The following is a 16,525-nucleotide window of genomic DNA, read 5'->3' on the forward strand; positions in this document are numbered from 1 at the left end:
GTCGCCTCAGAAGTCCTGCGAGCACGAAGGAACAGTGTCCCCGGCAACTGGTGTCCGGGCACGAGGGAGGTTCACGACAGTGAGTCGACGTACCAAGGTGGGAGTGACCGCGCTGGTCGCGGTCGCCCTCACGCTTACCGCGTGTGGGGGGCCCAGCAAGACCGACTCCGGCCTGAAGGGCTCGGAAGGAACGGTCGGCCAGGCGGACATCAACCCGATGGACGCGTCCAAGGTCAAGGACGGCGGCGAGTTCCGCTGGCCGGTCGACCAGCTGCCGGACAACTGGAACTACTACCAGCTCGACGGCACCAACGCCGACGGCCGCAAGATCATCGACACGGTCCTGCCGAACCTGTTCACGCAGAAGGCCGACTCGACGATCGAGGTCAACAAGGACTACCTGGACGAGGCGAAGCTCGCGTCCAGCGACCCGCAGGTCCTCGAGTTCAAGATCAACTCGAAGGCGAAGTGGTCCGACGGCACCGCGCTGTCGTGGCAGGACTTCGAGGCCATGTGGAAGGCGCTCAACGGCACCAACAAGGACTTCTCGGTCGCCACCACCACCGGCTACGAGGACATCGAGAAGGTCGAAAAGGGCGCGACCGACCAGGACGTCAAGGTCACGTTCAAGAAGAAGTTCGCCGAGTGGAAGGGCATCTTCTCGCCCCTCTACCCGAAGTCGGCGTACGCCACGCCCGAGGAGTTCAACAAGGGCTGGGCCGACTCGCCGAAGGTGACCGCCGGTCCTTTCAAGATCGGCACGATCGACCTCACCGGCAAGCTCGTCACCGTCGTGCGCGATGACGCGTGGTGGGGCACCAAGCCGAAGCTGGACAAGATCACCTTCCGTCAGGTCGACCGCCCCGCCGTCGCGGACGCGCTCGCCAACGGCCAGATCGACTACTTCGAGATCGGCTCCAGCATCGACAACTTCACCCGTGCGAAGTCGATGCAGGGTGTCACCATCCGCCAGGCGATCACGCCGGACTACTCGCACCTCACGCTCAACGGTGCGGACACGTCGATCCTCAAGGACGCGAAGCTCCGCGTCGCGCTGCTGCGCGGCGTCGACACCAAGGTCATCACGCGGGCGCTGCTCGGCCAGATGCTCAAGGGCGACGCGCAGGTCACCGGTAACCACTTCTTCCTGCTGGGCACGAAGGAGTACAAGGACAACTCGTCCGTCTCCTCCTTCGACAAGGAAGCCGCGAAGAAGCAGCTCGACGAGCTGGGCTGGAAGCTCGAGGGTGAGACCCGGAAGAAGGACGGCAAGGAGCTCGTCATCCGGTACGTCATCCCGACGCCGAACCCCGTCTCCGACCAGATCGCGAAGCTCGTGCAGTCGCAGCTGAAGGAGATCGGCGCCAAGATCGACATCCAGGCAGTGCCGTCGACCGACTTCTTCAAGCAGTACATCAACGTCGGCAACTTCGACATGACCGGCTTCCGCTGGCTGGCCTCGGCCACGCCGATCTCGGACGGCAAGGGCATCTACTACCTCGACCCGGCCAGCACCAACCAGAACTACGGCCACATCGGGTCCGAAGAGGTCAACAAGCTGCTCGACCAGGCGAACGGTGAGCTCGACGACACCAAGCGTGCCGCGCTCGCCAACGAGGCCGACAAGAAGATCTGGGAGCTCGGCGCCCAGCTGCCGCTCTACCAGCTGCCCGGCGCGGTCGCGATCAAGAGCAACGTCGCCAACATGGGTGCCGTCGCGTACGCGAACCGCCCGTACGACTACATCCACATGGGCTTCACCGGGTGACGTGTAGTTAGCATCTGAGCGGCCCGGCGGGACCTCCTGCCGGGCCGCTCGTTTCTGTTTGGAGCTCTGCTGTGCCGCGTTTCCGGGTTCGTGCGCTGCGCCATGGTGTTCTCGCCACGGCGATCGTGTTGTTCGTCTGCTTCGTCGTCGCGTTGCTGTCGTGGCTGTCCTATTCGGACGGACGTGACCTGTTGTCGTCCATGACCTCCCGCGAGGTCGGCAGCGTGGTGTCCTCCGCGGACGGTGCGGTCGAGGTGCGGTGGCCTTCCGGTTCGGCGCGCGTCGCCTACGACGACGGCGACCGGATCGTGGGCAAGCAGGCGCAGGTGGCGTTCGATCCCGCGGATCCCTCCCGTGCGGTGATTCCCGGCGCGGACCTGTTGGTGCAGACCGATCGCGCACTGGGTGGCGTGACGTTCGCGTTCGCGGTGGCGTTGCTGGTGGTCTTCGCGGGACTGGTACGCGTGTTCCTGGCCGCTCGTACCCTGCGTTCCGCCGCCGTGACGGTGCAGGTGCGGCGGATCCGGTTGCAGTCCGGGCTGATGGTGCGGTCGTGGCTGGAGATCGACGGGCCGGTCGAGCGGTGGCTGCCCGTCTACTACGACCCGGTGCTCGTGACCTTGCCTTCGCCCGTGGACGCCGAACTGCGCGGCGGCCGGATCGCGGTGGTGGACGGTGTGACGCTCTACCCGTCTGGCCGTCCGGTCACGAAGCATCCGCGCGGGCGACGCGTCGACAACCCGGCGCAGCCTGATCCGGAGAGGCGGGCACCTCGGGGTCTGCTCGCGCAGCTGCGGGTCGACTCCGTGTTCCTGGTGCCCGCGCCGATCGTGGGCCTGTTCTGGGCTTACGTGGACGGCAGCGGGTTCACGGGCTGGATCACGGCGACGGTCGTCGCCGCGGCGCTGGGCCTGTGGTGGGGCGCGTTCCGGGGTTCTGACCCGTCGTAATGCTTTCCCTTCGGTGAGCGACCTCCATTGCGTAGGAGGACGTTATGACCGACGTGACACTGCGCGTCCACGAGGACGGGGCCGACGATTCGCGGATCGAGCAGCTCACCCAGTTCCTCCGCGTCGAACTGGAGGAACTGGCCCCTGTCTCGGGCGTGCCGGGCAGTCCGGTCCCCGGCGCCAAAGTCCATCGAACTGGCCGCGCTCGGCACGCTGCTGGTCACGCTGTCCCAGTCGACGGTGCTCGCCGCCCTGATCACCGCCGTGTCCACGTGGCTCGGTCAGCGGCGCGAGCGTTCGGTGACCCTGGACGCGGCCGGTGACACGCTGGAACTGACCGGCTCGCCCACTCCCGCCGAACGGGCCGAGGCCGCCGAGTGGCTGTCGCGCCGACGGTCCCGCCGCCACGCGTTGATCATCGCGAGCTACGAGTTCGCCGACCCCGGCCTGTCGTCCCTGCGTGCCCCGGCTCACGACGCCGCCCAGCTGGCGTCCGTTCTCTCCGACGCCCGCATCGGCGGCTTCGACGTGCAGACCCTGATCAACACCTCCGCCGCCGAGGTGAACGAGGCAGTCGAGGACTTCTTCGCCGACCGCGAGCCCGACGACCTGCTGGTGCTGCACTTCTCGGGCCACGGCGTCAAGGACGAGGCGGGCGAACTGCACTTCGCCACGTCCGGCACCAAGCTCAACCGCCTCGCGGCCACCGCCGTCTCCGCCGACTTCGTGGCCAGGCGCATGAACCGCTCCCGCTCCCGCCGCATCGTGCTGCTGCTCGACTGCTGCTACTCCGGCGCCTTCGGCCGGGGCATGGTCGCCCGCGCCGGCGGCTCCCTGGACCTGGAAGAACAGTTCAGTGGCAGCGGCCGAGCCGTCATCACCGCCTCCTCCGCCGTCGAGTACGCCTTCGAGGGCGCTCAGGTCGCCGACACCTCGGAAGGCGAACCGTCCGTCTTCACCTCGGCCCTCGTGGAAGGCCTGGCCTCCGGCGACGCGGACCAGGACCTGGACGGCTTCGTAGGCCTCGACGAGCTGTACGAGTACGTCTACGACCGCGTCCGCCGCGTGACCCCGCACCAAACCCCCGGCAAGTGGATGCTCGACGTGCGCGGCGACCTCCGCATCGCCCGCCGCGCCCACCCGGTCTCCGTGCCCGCCGCCCTGCCCGCCGAACTGCAGGAGGCGCTCGACCACTCACTGCCGGGCGTGCGCGCGGGCACGGTGCCGGAATTGCGGCGGATGCTGTCCGTGCGGCACCAGGGACGCGCGCTGGCGGCGCGGCTGGCGTTGCGGCACCTGACCGAGGACGACAGCCGCATGGTGGCGGCCGCGGCCCGGGAGGCGTTGGGGGAGCACGGCGAGCGCGGGGACCGGACGGATCTCGGCCAGCCCGCGGCGCCCGGCTCGGCCCCGTCGGCCTCCACCGCCGGTAAGCCGACATCCGCCGCCAGGGCATCCTCGGCGTCGGTCGCGGGGTCCCGCACGGGCGCCGATGGGCCAGCCGCTGCCGCCGGTCCAGCCGTTGCCGCCGGGTCAGCCACCGCCGGGCCGGCCACCGCCGCCGGTCCAACGGCTGCCGCTGGTCCAGCGGCTGTCGCCGGGTCAGCCACCGCCGGGTCAGCCACCGCCGCCGGTCCAGCGGCTGCCGCTGGTCCAGCCACCGCCGGGCCAGCCACTGCCGCCCCGCCAGGCGCCGGCACCGCGTCAGCCACCATGCCCGCGCCCGACTCCGGCTCTGGCTCTGGCTCTGGCCAGGCTGACGCAGGCGTCCCCTCGGACCGGGAACCCCCGATTTCCACGCTACCGCCGGGGTCTGACACTCCCGCGAAGCCGACCAACCCAGAACCGCGAGCCCGCGGCGAATCGCAAGGCCAAGGCCGCCGACTGACGCTCACCGGTGCGGCCCGGGCCGTGAGCGGCCCGCCTGCCGCTGTGCCCGCCGCGTCCGCAACCACGTCTGCAACCACGCCCGCCGCGTCTGCAACCGCGCCCGCCGCCGCGCCCACAACCGCGCCCGCCGCCGCCACGCCCGCAGGCGCCGTGCCAGCGGCCGAGCCAGCGCCACCCCCAGCCTCCTCCTTCCTCGCCGACCTCCCCGCGCGCTGGCAGGCCGGAGTCCGCATCGCCGCCGCCCTGGCCTTCGCCGCCGTAGTCCTCGGCACGGTCACCCTCAACGACGGCGTGATCCACGTGATCGTCAACGACCTGGGCCCCGCGACCGCCTTCCTGGCCTGGGCCCTCCCGTGGCTGCTGGCCGCCGCCCTGCTGGCCACCGCCGCCACCGACCACCCGTGGGCACCGGGCGCCGCGCTGGGCCTCACCGCCGGCACGGCGGCGCTCATGGCAGGCACCAGCGACGGCTCCTCGCCGCTGCTGATCGGGCTGGCCGCGACCGTGCTCGTGTTCGCCCGCCCGCACTGGACCTCGATCACGGCGTCGGCGACAGGTGCCGGCGCGATCATCGTGCTGGTCTCAGCGTCCCAGCCGATCCTCGGTCAGGACAGCGACCCGACGTGGCCGGTGGTCTTCTGGTGTGCCGTGGTGGTGCTCACGGCACTGGCCGGCTACCGACTCCGCTCAAACCCGCGAGACGCCATCACCCCAGCGCTGTTGCTGCTCAACGCCGCCTGGGCAGTGCTGGAACCGGGCTTCTACCCCTACAACCTGGCATTCCTGCCGCTGCTCGTCGTCGTACCGCTCGCCGAGATCCTCACCACCGGCGCGGCGAAGGTCGCCGCACGACTCGCCATCGCGGCCGTGGTGCTCGTGCGGGCCTCCGAGTACGCCTACGTGAGCTCGCTGGACTTCTCCAGGCTCGCCCACGTCGTGCTCACCCTCGTGGCGACGGGAGCAGCGGCCTACTTCTCGCGTTCGCGCTGATTCTTGCGCCGCTTGCCCTCGTGCATGGCGACAACGCGCGCGACCGGGATCGTGTGCCCCTCGGCGACCAGGTCGTCGGGAAGAGTCTGCGGTCCGGGCATCAGCTCGGTCCACGGGTCGCCGTCGAACCTCGACCGAACGGTGAAGTCGGCAGGGGAGACGTCCTTCAGCGAGTCCCAGGGCACGGGGAACGAGATCGGCAGGCCTTCGCGCAGGCGTGGGCTGTAGGCGGCGACGACCGTGGCACCCCAGGCGCGGGTCGAGTCGAGGAACACCTTGCCGCCGCGTTCGGCCCGGATGTACGCGGTCGTGGCGATCTCCGGACCGAGCTTCTCGGCCCGCGCCGCCACCGCCCGCGTCGCCGCGGCGACGTCGTCGGGGTCGTGCTGACCTAACGGCACGAAGATGTGCACGCCCTTGGCCCCGCTCGTCTTGACCGCGCCTTCCAGGCCCGCGTCCGCCAGCGCTTCCCTGATCAGGAACGCCGACTGCACCACGACGTCGAACCCGGAGCCCTCGGGCGGGTCGATGTCGAGCACCATGTGGGTCTGGTGGTCGCCCAGGAACAACGGCACGTGGTACTCGACCGCGCGCTGGTTCGCGAACCACATCAGCGTCTGCTTGTCGTCGCACAACGCGTACTTGATCTGCCGGTGCGACGCCTCCGCCCACACCTCGACGGTCTTCACGTAGTCCGGCGTGTACTTGGGGACGTTCTTCTGCATGAACGGGTCCTGGCCTCGCAGGATCCTCCACACCGACAACGGCCGCCCCGCGAGCACGGGCACGAACCGGTCGGCGACGAAGTCCAGGTACTCCACCAGGTCGCCCTTGACCAAGCCGCCGAACAACGGCTGGTCGAGCGAGGAGAACTTCATCGGGCTACTGCTCATCAGGAACCTCAAGTGCGTCTCGGGCGGCCCACTCCAGCAGCGGCTCGATCGACCAGACGGCGTCGTCGATTCCGGCGTGCAGGTCGCCCAGTTCGGCGTAGCGCTTCGGCACGGTGGCGATGGTGAACTCGCGCGGGTCGACGTCCGGGATCTCGTCCCAGCGGATCGGCGTCGACACGGTGGCCTCCGGGAATCCGCGCACCGAGTAGGCCGAGGCGATCGTCCGGTCGCGCGTGTTCTGGTTGTAGTCCACGAAAACGAGCGACGGGTCGCGGTCCTTGCGCCACCACGTGGTCTCCACGTCGTCCGGCGCCCGGCGTTCGACCTCGTGCGCGAACGCCAGAGCGGCCTTGCGGACGTCCTGGAAACCGTGGTCCGGCTTGATCCGCACGTAGATGTGCAGGCCCTTGCTGCCGGACGTCTTCGGGAATCCGACCGCGCCCAGTTCCGCCAGCACTTCCTGCGCCACGAGCGCCACGCGGCGCACCCGGTCGAACGTGCAGGTGTCGCCGGGGTCGAGGTCGATGCGCCACTCGTCGGGCTTCTCCGTGTCGGCCGCGCGCGAGTTCCACGGGTGGAACTCCACAGTGGACATCTGCACGGCCCAGATCACGTCGGCGATGTGCGTGACGCAGAGTTCGTCCGCATGGCGGTTGTAGCGCGGAAAATGCACGCGAACGGTCCGCACCCACGGCGGCGCGCCGTGCGGAAGCCTTTTCTGGTGCACTTTCTCGCCACCGATGCCCTCGGGGAAGCGGTGCAGCATGCACGGCCGTTCCCGCAGCGCCCGGACGATTCCGTCACCGACGGACAGGTAGTAGTTCGCGAGATCCAGTTTCGTCTCGCCGCGCGCGGGAAAGTAGACGCGGTCGGGGTTGGAGATCCGCACGACGCGGTCCTCCACCTCGAGCTCCACAGCCGGGGACTTGCCCATGCCGTCCAACCTAACCGCTTCCAGGCGTTTCCTCAGCCCGAACGGTGTTTCGCTGGCGGACGTGGCGCGGACACTCGACACCGGACTGTGGTTGCGACGATTCGCCGAGGCGCCTGAGGGCGCTCCTCGGCTGGTGTGCTTCCCGCACGCGGGCGGCGCGGCGAGCTGGTTCCAGCCGTTCGCCCAGTACTTCTCGGGCCGCTGCGAGCTGGTCGCCGTCCAGTACCCGGGACGGCAAGACCGCAGGTCAGAGCCCCTGATAGACGACATCCGCGCGCTGGCCGGCCAGATCGCCCCACTGCTGACCCGCGACCGCCCGTTGCACCTGTTCGGCCACAGCATGGGCGCGATGATCGCGTTCGAGGTGGCGTTGCGGTGCGAACCGGACCACCTGTTCGTCTCCGGCCGGCGCGCACCCCAGATCGTCCGGGACGACCGCGTGCACGAGAAGGACGACGCGGGGCTGATCGCCGAGGTGCGGCGGCTGGCGGGCACGAACGCGCGGGTGTTCGACGATGAGGAGCTGGTGCGGATGGTGCTGCCGGCGATCCGCGCCGACTACCGGGCCGCCGAGGCCTACCGCTACCGGCCGGGCCCGGCGCTGCCGTGCCCGCTGACCGCGCTGACCGGTGACGCCGACCCCAAGGCGCCGGTGGACGAGGTCGAGCAGTGGCGTGAGCGCACGACCGGTCCATTCTCGCTCAGAGTGTTCTCCGGCGGCCATTTCTTTCTTTCGGACAACAGGAACGCGGTCGCCGCTGTCGTTTCCGGAGAATCACCTAGTGCCTGAAAGCCTAATTTGACAAGGGATTTCAGGTCCGTCCCGTTGCGGACCTTCGCGAAGGTGATGAGAGGAAACGGGATGACCAGGCGCGCACTGATCACCGGGATCACCGGGCAGGACGGGTCGTACCTCGCCGAGCACCTGCTCAAGCAGGGCTACCAGGTGTGGGGACTCATGAGGGGACAGGCGAACCCGCGCAAGATGCGGGTCTCGCGGCTCATGTCGGAGCTGTCCTTCGTGGACGGTGACCTGATGGACCAGGCGTCGCTGGTGTCCGCTGTGGACCTGGTGCAGCCCGACGAGGTCTACAACCTCGGCGCCATCTCGTTCGTGCCGATGTCGTGGCAGCAGGCCGAGCTCGTGACCGAGGTCAACGCCATGGGCGTGCTGCGCGTGCTCGAGGCGATCCGCATCGTCTCCGGCCTGTCCAGCAGCCGCAACAACGGCCACGCGGCCAAGAACATCCGTTTCTACCAGGCTTCGTCGTCGGAGATGTACGGCAAGGCCGCCGAGACGCCGCAGCGCGAGACCACGATCTTCCACCCCCGCAGCCCGTACGGCGTAGCGAAGGCGTACGGCCACTTCATCACCCGCAACTACCGCGAGTCGTTCGGCATGTACGCCGTCGGCGGCATCCTGTTCAACCACGAGTCGCCCCGCCGCGGCGCGGAGTTCGTGACCCGCAAGATCTCCCTCGGCGTCGCGAAGATCGCCCAGGGCCTGCAGGACAAGCTCGCGCTGGGCAACCTGGACGCGTTGCGCGACTGGGGTTTCGCCGGCGACTACGTGCGCGCCATGCACATGATGCTGCAGCAGGACGAGCCGGAGGACTACGTCGTCGGCACCGGTGAGATGCATTCGGTGCGCGACGCCGTGCGCCTGGCGTTCGAGCACGTCGGTCTGAACTGGGAGGACCACGTCTACATCGACCCGGTTCTCGTCCGCCCGGCCGAGGTCGAGATCCTGTGCGCCGACACCAGCCGTGTGCGCGGTGAGCTCGGCTGGAAGCCCGAGGTCGACTTCTCGTCGCTGATGAAGATGATGGTCGAGGCCGACCTCAAGCACGTCGCCACCGAGCACCAGTACGGCGAGCTGCTCGCCGCCGCCAGCTGGTAGATCCATCTGCCGGGGATCCACAGCCGCTGTACTTTGGCGGCTGTGGATCTTTTTTCGCTTTCGCTGGGGGCCCTTCTCAAGGGGGTCGGCGAACTCACGGACGACGATTTCGCACAGCCGTCCGGATGTGAGGGCTGGCTGGTGCGGGATCTGGTGTGCCATCTGGTCATCGACGCGCAGGACGTGCTGATCACGCTGGTGACGCCCACCGCGGACCCCGTGACGCACAACGCCGTGACGTACTGGAAGGTCTCCTCGGAGCCTTCCGACGATCCGCTGGCCGCGCTGACCGTCCGGCTCGCGGCGGCCTACGGCGAGCCGTGGATGCTGAAGCACCACGTCGACGACGTGGGCCAGGCGGCGTTGCGGGCCGCTCAGCTGGCCGATCCGACGTTGAAGGTCGGCACCCAGGACATGGTGCTGTGCACGGCCGGCTACCTGGACGCGTACGTCTGGGAGTGGACGCTGCACCACCTCGACCTGGTCACGCACCTGCCGCACGTCGCAGGTCCGCCCGCCTCCTCGCTGGCACGGTGCCGCGAGGTGCTGGAGCAGATCGCCGGCCCGTTCCCGGCCTCCTGGTCGAACGAGGACGTCCTGCTGGTGGGAACGGGACGGCGCGCCCCGACCGAAGCGGAGCGCGCCGAGCTGGGAGACCTCGCGATCCCGTTCGTGCTGGGTTAGGGCAGGTCGACAGCCCACCACGTGGCCGGGAGCTCGGTCGGCCCGCTCCAGGCCACCGCGATGGTCAGCCTGGTGGGGGACTCGACACCGCCCAGGCGCCAGCGCATCGTCCGGTCGTCCAGACAGCTCACCTCACCGGTGAGTCCGAACTCCTCGGCGAACCGTTCCTCGCTCGATCCGCCGATGGACACCGTGACACGGCCGCTATCCCGGACACGAACGATTTCAGGCGGTGTACAGCCGGGCGTAGAACCCGTTTGCGGCCATCAGTTCCTCGTGCGTGCCGCGTTCCACCACGGCACCCTGGTCCATCACGACGATCAGGTCGGCGTTGCGGATCGTGGACAGGCGGTGCGCGATCACGAAGCTCGTCCGCCCGGCCCGCAACGACGCCATCGCCTGCTGGATCAGGACCTCCGTGCGGGTGTCGATCGACGAGGTGGCCTCGTCGAGCAGCAGGATCGCGGGCTGGGCGAGGAAGGCGCGGGCGAGCGTGATCAGCTGTCGTTCGCCCGCGGACAGCCCGCCGTGCTCCTCGTCGAGCATGGTGTCGTAGCCGTCGGGCAGCGACCGCACGAACCGGTCCACGCACGTCGCCCGTGCCGCTTCGACGATCTCCTCGCGGGTCGCGCCGGGCCGTCCGTAGGCGATGTTCTCGGCGATCGTGCCCTCGAACAGCCACGTGTCCTGCGAGACCAGCCCGATGGCCGAACGGAGATCTTCGCGGGTCAGGTGGGTGATGTCCGTGCCGTCCAACAGGATCCGGCCGCTCTGAAGGTCGTAGAACCGCAGCAGCAGGTTGCCCAGCGTCGTCTTGCCGGCGCCGGTGGGCCCGACGATCGCGACGAGCTGACCGGGGGAGGCGGTGAGCGACAGGTCGTCGATCAGCGGCTTCTCCGGCACGTACCGGAAGGAGACGTGCGAGAACTCGACGTGGCCGCGCACGCGGGACAGCGTCGCGGGCGTGGCGGGCGCCGGTGGCTGCTCCGGCTCGTCCAGCAGCTCGAACACCCGCTGGGCGGACGCGGTTCCCGACTGCAGCTGGCCGGAGAAGTTCGCCACGTCGATGATCGGCCGCGAGAACATGCCGGAGTACTGGATGAACGCCTGCACGTCACCGATCGACACACTTCCGGTGGCCACGCGGAGTGCGCCGACCACGGCCACGAGCACGTAGTTCAGGTCGGTGATGAACCGGGTCGCGGGCCCGATCAGCCCGGAGATGGCCTGCGCGCTGAAGGACGACCGGTACATGGTCTCGTTGCGCTCGGCGAACTCCGCGGCTGCCTGCTCCTGGCGGCCGAACGCGGTGATCAGCGCGTGCCCGCTGTACATCTCCTCGACGTGGGCGTTGAGGGCACCGGTCGACTGCCACTGCTGCGCGAACTTCGGCATGGCGCGCTTGGAGATCCACGCCGCGAGCACCAGCGCGATCGGCACGCAGACCAGCACGAGCACGGCCAGTTCGACGGAGATCACCAGCATGATCGCGAGCACACCGACGACGCTGACGACGCTCGTCAGCATCTGCCCGATCGACAGCTGCACGGTCCGCTGCAGGTTGTCGACATCGTTGGAGACACGGGAGAGGACCTCGCCGCGCGGGTTGCGGTCGAAGTAGGCCAACGGAAGCCGCGTGAGCTTCGCGTCGATCTCCTCGCGCAGCTTGTAAACGGCGTGCTGGACGACGTTGTTGACGACCCAGCCCTGCGCGAGCATCGACAGCGAGCCGATCACGTACAGGCCGAGGATGATCAGCAGCAGCTGGCCGAGCGCGGGGAAGTCGACGCCCTGGCCGGGCACGACGTGCACGGTGCTGATGACGTTCGCGAGGGTGTCCTTGCCTTGTTCCCGCAGCTGGGCCAGGATCTGCTCCTGGGTGGCGCCGGCGGGCAGGGTGCGGCTCACGAGACCGGTGAAGATCAGGTCGGTGGCGCGGCCGAGCAGGATCGGGCCGAGCAGGTTGAGCCCGATCGTGACGACCGAGAGCGACCCGACCACGACGAGCTTGCCCCGGTACGGCAGCAGCAGCCCGAACAACCTCTTGGTAGTACTGGGTTTTCTGGCTTCGGCGACTTCTGCGGGGGCTTCGGGATCTGCGAGCAGTGTCATCGGACGGCCCCTCCCACAGGCTGGGAGAGGGCGATCTCCCGGTAGGTCTGGTTGGTGCCGATCAGCTCGGCGTGCGTGCCGGAGCCGACGACCTGGCCGTCCTCCAGCACGATGACCCGCGACGCCGCCTCGACGGTGCTGATCCGCTGGGTGACCAGCAGGATCGTCGCGTCACCGAGCTCGGCGGCCAGTGCGGCGCGCAACCGGGACTCGGTGCCGAGGTCGAGCGCGGAGAAGCAGTCGTCGAGCAGGTAGATCTCGGGCCTGCGCACCAGCGCCCGCGCGATGGCGAGCCGCTGTCTCTGTCCACCTGAGACGGTCGAGCCGCCCTGGCTGACCGGCGCGTCGAGGCCGAGCGGCCGGACGAACTCGGCGGCCTGCGCGATCTCCAGCGCGTGCCAGAGCTCCTCGTCGGTCGCGTCTTCCTTGCCGTAGCGGAGGTTCGACGCGATCGTGCCGCTGAACAGGTGCGCCTTCTGCGGCACGTAGCCGATGACCTTGTGCAGTGCCAGCGGATCCAGGTCGCGGATGTCCACGCCGTTGATCAGCACCTGGCCGCCGGTCACGTCGTAGAGCCTGAGCGCCAGCGACAGCAGCGTCGACTTGCCGCTGCCCGTGCTGCCGAGGATCGCGATCGTCTCTCCCGGCCGCGCCACGAGGTCGACGTCCCGGAGCACCGGTTTCTCGGCACCGGGGTAGCCGAACGTGGCGCCCCGCAGCTCCAGGTGCCCGCGCGTGGTCATCGACGTGACGGGATCGCGCGGCTGTTCGATGCTGGACTCGGCGTGCAGCACCTCGTTCACGCGGACTGCCGACACCGCCGCGCGTGGAGCCTCGGTGAACACCAGCATCGCCATGATGATCGCGACGATGATCAGCGTGACGTAGGACAGCAGCGCGAGCAGTGCGCCGAGCTGCATGCTGCCGTCGTCGATGCGGTGGCCGGAGAACCAGATGATCGCGACCGTCAGCACGTTCATGACGGTCATGACCATCACCGGCAGTGCCGCCATGATCTGCCCGACCTGCCGCGACGTGCCGTAGAGCTCGCGGTTGGTGGCGTCGAAGCGGCCGCGTTCGTGCGGGTCGCGGACGAACGCCCTGATCACCCGCACGCCGGTGATCTGCTCGCGCAGCAGGTGGTTGATGCGGTCCAGGAAGTTCTGCATCGCCTCGTAGAACGGCGAGAGCCGCTTGAGCATCAAGACCAGACCGATGATCACGATCACGACCAGCGCGATCAGGATCACCGACACCGGCACGTCCTGCGCCAGCGCCAGCGCGACACCGCCGACGCACATGATGACCGCCGAGACCGCGACGTCCGCGGTGGTCAGGACAACGCTCTGGACCTGCTGGACGTCGTTGACGGTCCTGGTGATCAGCGACGGCGCGCCGATCTGGTCGACCTCGCGCGCCGACAGGCTCATGACCTTGCGGAACACCTTCTGCCGGAGGTCCCTGCCGAGACCCGCCGACACGCGGGAGCTGAGCAGCATCGCGCCGCTCGCGGTCAGGATCTGCACCGCGGCGACCCCGAGCATGGTGAGGCCGGTGCCCCAGATGTAGCCGGCGTCGCCGAGGAGCACACCGTTGTCGATGATCTGCGCATTGAGCGTGGGCAGCAGCAGGGTCGCGGCCGTCTGGACCAGCTGCAGCACCACCAGGAGCACGAGCATTCCCCGGTACGGCCGGAGGTGGTGGTTCAGGAATCTGACGAGCACACGGCCCAGAAGACCGCAGTTTCTTGCGGGCATTCCCTAGCGTTGCCCGTCCTACCGTCTATCGCATGAGCGAAATCCTCAGCGCCATCGAATCGGACGACGCGGTGGCGCAGGACTTCGAGGCGCTGCCGGTGCCCGAGAGCTACCGCGCCGTGGTCGTGGAAGAGAGCGACGCGGAGATGTTCGCGGGCCTTCCGACGTGGGAGAAGGATCCGCGGCAGTCGTTGAAGATCCGCGACGTCGCGACGCCATCGCTGGCTCCAGGCGAGGCGTTGATCGCCGTGATGGCGTCCGCGATCAACTACAACACCGTCTGGACCTCGATCTTCGAGCCGGTCTCCACGTTCGGCTTCCTGCGCAGGCTGGGCGGCAAGCACCAGCTGCCCTACCACGTGGTGGGGTCCGATCTCGCCGGTGTCGTGCTGCGCGTCGGGCCTGGTGTCACCGTGTGGAAGCCGGGCGACCGCGTTGTCGCGCACTGCCTGGACGTGCCGCTGGAGCGCCCTGACGGCCACAACGACACGATGCTGGACCCGCAGCAGAGGATCTGGGGCTTCGAGACGAACTTCGGCGGCCTGGCCGATCTGGCGCTGGTGAAGGCGAACCAGCTGATGCCGAAACCCGAGCACCTGACGTGGGAGGAAGCCGCCTCGCCCGGCCTGGTCAACTCCACCGCGTACCGGCAGCTCGTGTCCGCCAACGGCGGCAACATGAAGCAGGGCGACACGGTCCTGATCTGGGGCGCGTCCGGCGGACTCGGTTCCTACGCCACGCAGTTCGCTCTCAACGGCGGCGCGACTCCTGTCTGTGTCGTGTCGTCGCCGGACAAGGCCGAGATCTGCCGGTCGATGGGCGCCTCGTTGATCATCGACCGGTCCGCGGAGGGATATCGCTTCTGGAAGGACGAGCACACGCAGGATCCGCGCGAGTGGAAGCGTTTCGGTGCGCGGATTCGCGAGCTGACCGGCGGTGAGGACCCGGACATCGTGTTCGAACACCCAGGCCGTGAAACGTTCGGCGCGTCGGTGTACGTGGCGCGCAAGGGCGGCAAGATCGTGACGTGTGCGTCGACCTCCGGGTACATGCACCAGTACGACAACCGCTACCTGTGGATGAACCTCAAGCACATCATCTCCTCGCATTTCGCCAACTACCGCGAGGCGTGGGAGGCGAACCGACTGGTGGCCAAGGGGAAGATCCACCCGACACTGTCCAAGGTGTACTCGCTCGACGAGACCGGACAGGCTGCTCATGACGTGCACCGCAACGCGCACCAGGGCAAGGTCGGCGTGCTGTGCCTGGCGCCGTCGGAGGGTCTCGGCGTGCTGGACCACGAGCTGCGCGACAGAAATCTCGGCGCGATCAACCGATTCCGCACCTAGAGACTGAAGGTTCCCGCGATGACGGAAGAAGTAATCGCGCCTGCTTCGGCGTGCCCGTTCCCGTTCGCCCGCGACCCGCACCGCCCGCTCGACCTGCCGCCGGAGTACGGCCGGCTGCGTGCCGACCGGCCCGTGCAGAAGGTGACGACACCGGCGGGCGACACGGCGTGGCTGGTCGCGAGGTATGCGGACGTGCGTGCTCTTCTCGCTGACACAGAACGGTTCTCCGCCGAGGTGATGAACCCCGGCTATCCCCGGTACCTGTTCCCGGTCGACCCTCAGCCGGGCGCGTTCGTCACGGTCGACCCGCCGGACCACACCCGCTACCGGCGCATGATCATGTCGATGTTCACCAAGAAGAAGGCCGAGGAGGTCCGCCCGTCGGCGCAGAAGCTGGTGGACGAGCGGATCGACGCGATCCTCAAGCTGCCCCAGCCGGTCGACCTGGTCACGCACTTCGCGCGCCCGATCCCGTTGACCGTGGTGTGCGAGCTGCTCGGCGTCCCCTACAAGGACCGCCTGGCGTTCGGCCGCTGGATCAACACCCTGGTGGAGACCACGTCCTCGCAGGCCCACCGCAACGCCGCCGCCGGCGCTCTGTTCGGCTACCTGACGAAACTGGTGGCGCAGAAGGAGAAGGAGCCGACCGACGACGTGCTCGGCCGGCTCGTGACCAACCAGATGGCCGCGGGCGAGCTGAAACGCGAAGAGGCCGTGGTCATCGGCATGATGCTGCTGTCGGCCGGCTACGACACCACCGCGTCGTCCATCGCGTTGAGCATCCTGACCCTGCTGGAACATCCCGAGCAGCTCGCGAAGCTGCGCGAGAACCCGGACCTGATCGTCGGTGCCGTCGAGGAGCTGTTGCGGCACCAGAACGTGATGCAGTGCGGTGTCGGCCGGGTGGCCAAGGTGGACCTGGAGATCGCCGGGCAGCAGATCAGGGCGGGGGAGGGGATCATCGCCCTGCTGTCGTCCGCCGACCGCGACGAGTCGGTCTACGCCGACGCCGACTCGCTGGACATCACGCGGAAGGACTCGACGCCGCTGGCGTTCGGGCACGGAATCCACAGCTGCATCGCGAAGTTCCTGTCCCGTGTGGAGCTTCAGGTCGCCCTGCTGACGTTGATCACCCGGATTCCCACGCTGGCGCTGGCCAAGCCCGCCGACGAGCTCCGCTTCCGCGACGGCGCGATCGTCTACTCGCTGCGCGAGATTCCTGTTACCTGGTAAGTGCTTTCGCTGTTCAGGGGCGTCCCTCGCGGTAGGGGCGCCCCTGGTCGTTTCTAGGCGTATGC

13 protein-coding genes are annotated in these 16,525 nt (G+C 68.6%); 8 read left to right on the forward strand and 5 right to left on the reverse strand.

The features are described from left to right. Window positions 1-79: 79 nt before the first annotated feature. From ABZ345_RS09525 to ABZ345_RS09535, 3 genes are all read left to right on the forward strand, one after another. Window positions 80-1,768, forward strand: coding sequence for an ABC transporter family substrate-binding protein (locus ABZ345_RS09525; RefSeq protein ID WP_359844753.1), 1,689 nt, complete (start codon window positions 80-82; stop codon window positions 1,766-1,768). A 71-nt stretch (window positions 1,769-1,839) separates the two neighbouring features. Then, complete coding sequence (locus ABZ345_RS09530; RefSeq protein WP_359844755.1) at window positions 1,840-2,718, forward strand: hypothetical protein; 879 nt, start codon at window positions 1,840-1,842, stop codon at window positions 2,716-2,718. A 144-nt stretch (window positions 2,719-2,862) separates the two neighbouring features. After that, on the forward strand, window positions 2,863-5,598 hold the full coding sequence (locus ABZ345_RS09535; protein WP_359844859.1) for a caspase family protein: 2,736 nt from the start codon (window positions 2,863-2,865) through the stop codon (window positions 5,596-5,598). On the opposite strand, the gene ABZ345_RS09540 is transcribed toward ABZ345_RS09535, so the two are convergent. Both ABZ345_RS09540 and ligD read right to left on the reverse strand, forming a co-directional pair. Then, entirely contained in the window at window positions 5,577-6,491 is a 915-nt protein-coding gene (locus tag ABZ345_RS09540; protein ID WP_359844757.1) for an ATP-dependent DNA ligase, read from the reverse strand. The two genes, ABZ345_RS09535 and ABZ345_RS09540, sit on opposite strands and share 22 nt — an antisense overlap. Continuing rightward, the gene (ligD, locus tag ABZ345_RS09545; RefSeq protein ID WP_359844759.1) at window positions 6,481-7,425 is read right to left on the reverse strand and encodes a non-homologous end-joining DNA ligase; all 945 of its coding nucleotides are present in this window, start codon (window positions 7,423-7,425) and stop codon (window positions 6,481-6,483) included. The genes ABZ345_RS09540 and ligD overlap by 11 nt, the downstream gene beginning before the upstream one ends. On the opposite strand from ligD, the gene ABZ345_RS09550 reads away from it, so the two are divergent. From ABZ345_RS09550 to ABZ345_RS09560, 3 genes are all read left to right on the forward strand, one after another. Continuing rightward, a complete protein-coding gene (locus ABZ345_RS09550; protein ID WP_359844761.1) occupies window positions 7,424-8,215 on the forward strand; it encodes an alpha/beta fold hydrolase in 792 nt (263 codons plus the stop codon). The genes ligD and ABZ345_RS09550 overlap by 2 nt on opposite strands. Before the next feature lie 72 nt (window positions 8,216-8,287). Further along, entirely contained in the window at window positions 8,288-9,325 is a 1,038-nt protein-coding gene (locus ABZ345_RS09555) for a GDP-mannose 4,6-dehydratase (RefSeq protein WP_359844763.1), read from the forward strand. Between the two features lie 42 nt (window positions 9,326-9,367). Further along, window positions 9,368-10,009: a maleylpyruvate isomerase N-terminal domain-containing protein gene (locus ABZ345_RS09560; RefSeq protein ID WP_359844765.1), complete on the forward strand. Its 642-nt coding sequence runs from the start codon at window positions 9,368-9,370 to the stop codon at window positions 10,007-10,009. Here ABZ345_RS09560 and ABZ345_RS09565 read toward each other — a convergent pair. Genes ABZ345_RS09565 through ABZ345_RS09575 form a run of 3 tightly spaced genes read right to left on the reverse strand, consistent with a single transcriptional unit; the run spans window position 10,006 to window position 13,845 of the window. Further along, complete coding sequence (locus ABZ345_RS09565; RefSeq protein WP_359844767.1) at window positions 10,006-10,200, reverse strand: hypothetical protein; 195 nt, start codon at window positions 10,198-10,200, stop codon at window positions 10,006-10,008. The genes ABZ345_RS09560 and ABZ345_RS09565 overlap by 4 nt on opposite strands. 34 nt (window positions 10,201-10,234) lie before the next feature. Next, the gene (locus ABZ345_RS09570) at window positions 10,235-12,121 is read right to left on the reverse strand and encodes an ABC transporter ATP-binding protein (RefSeq protein WP_359844769.1); all 1,887 of its coding nucleotides are present in this window, start codon (window positions 12,119-12,121) and stop codon (window positions 10,235-10,237) included. Continuing rightward, complete coding sequence (locus ABZ345_RS09575) at window positions 12,118-13,845, reverse strand: ABC transporter ATP-binding protein (protein WP_359844771.1); 1,728 nt, start codon at window positions 13,843-13,845, stop codon at window positions 12,118-12,120. Before ABZ345_RS09575 ends, ABZ345_RS09570 begins: the two co-directional genes overlap by 4 nt. 65 nt (window positions 13,846-13,910) lie before the next feature. Between ABZ345_RS09575 and ccrA the strand changes: the two genes are divergently transcribed. Further along, window positions 13,911-15,227 carry a crotonyl-CoA carboxylase/reductase gene (ccrA, locus tag ABZ345_RS09580; RefSeq protein ID WP_359844773.1) on the forward strand — a complete coding sequence of 439 codons (1,317 nt, stop codon included), beginning with the start codon at window positions 13,911-13,913 and terminating at the stop codon, window positions 15,225-15,227. Window positions 15,228-15,245: 18 nt separating this feature from the next. Beyond that, a complete protein-coding gene (locus tag ABZ345_RS09585; RefSeq protein ID WP_359844775.1) occupies window positions 15,246-16,460 on the forward strand; it encodes a cytochrome P450 in 1,215 nt (404 codons plus the stop codon). Window positions 16,461-16,525 lie beyond the last annotated feature (65 nt).

It is taken from the genome of Lentzea sp. NPDC005914 (genome assembly GCF_040629405.1).
GTDB lineage: Bacteria > Actinomycetota > Actinomycetes > Mycobacteriales > Pseudonocardiaceae > Lentzea.

Coding starts and splice junctions, on each gene's coding strand:
- ABZ345_RS09540 (WP_359844757.1), bottom strand. CDS start 6,491: ATGAGCAGTAGCCCGATGAAGTTCTCCTCGCTCGACCAGCCGTTGTTC.
- ABZ345_RS09550 (WP_359844761.1), top strand. CDS start 7,424: ATGCCGTCCAACCTAACCGCTTCCAGGCGTTTCCTCAGCCCGAACGGT.
- ligD (WP_359844759.1), bottom strand. CDS start 7,425: ATGGGCAAGTCCCCGGCTGTGGAGCTCGAGGTGGAGGACCGCGTCGTG.
- ABZ345_RS09555 (WP_359844763.1), top strand. CDS start 8,288: ATGACCAGGCGCGCACTGATCACCGGGATCACCGGGCAGGACGGGTCG.
- ABZ345_RS09570 (WP_359844769.1), bottom strand. CDS start 12,121: ATGACACTGCTCGCAGATCCCGAAGCCCCCGCAGAAGTCGCCGAAGCC.
- ccrA (WP_359844773.1), top strand. CDS start 13,911: ATGAGCGAAATCCTCAGCGCCATCGAATCGGACGACGCGGTGGCGCAG.
- ABZ345_RS09585 (WP_359844775.1), top strand. CDS start 15,246: ATGACGGAAGAAGTAATCGCGCCTGCTTCGGCGTGCCCGTTCCCGTTC.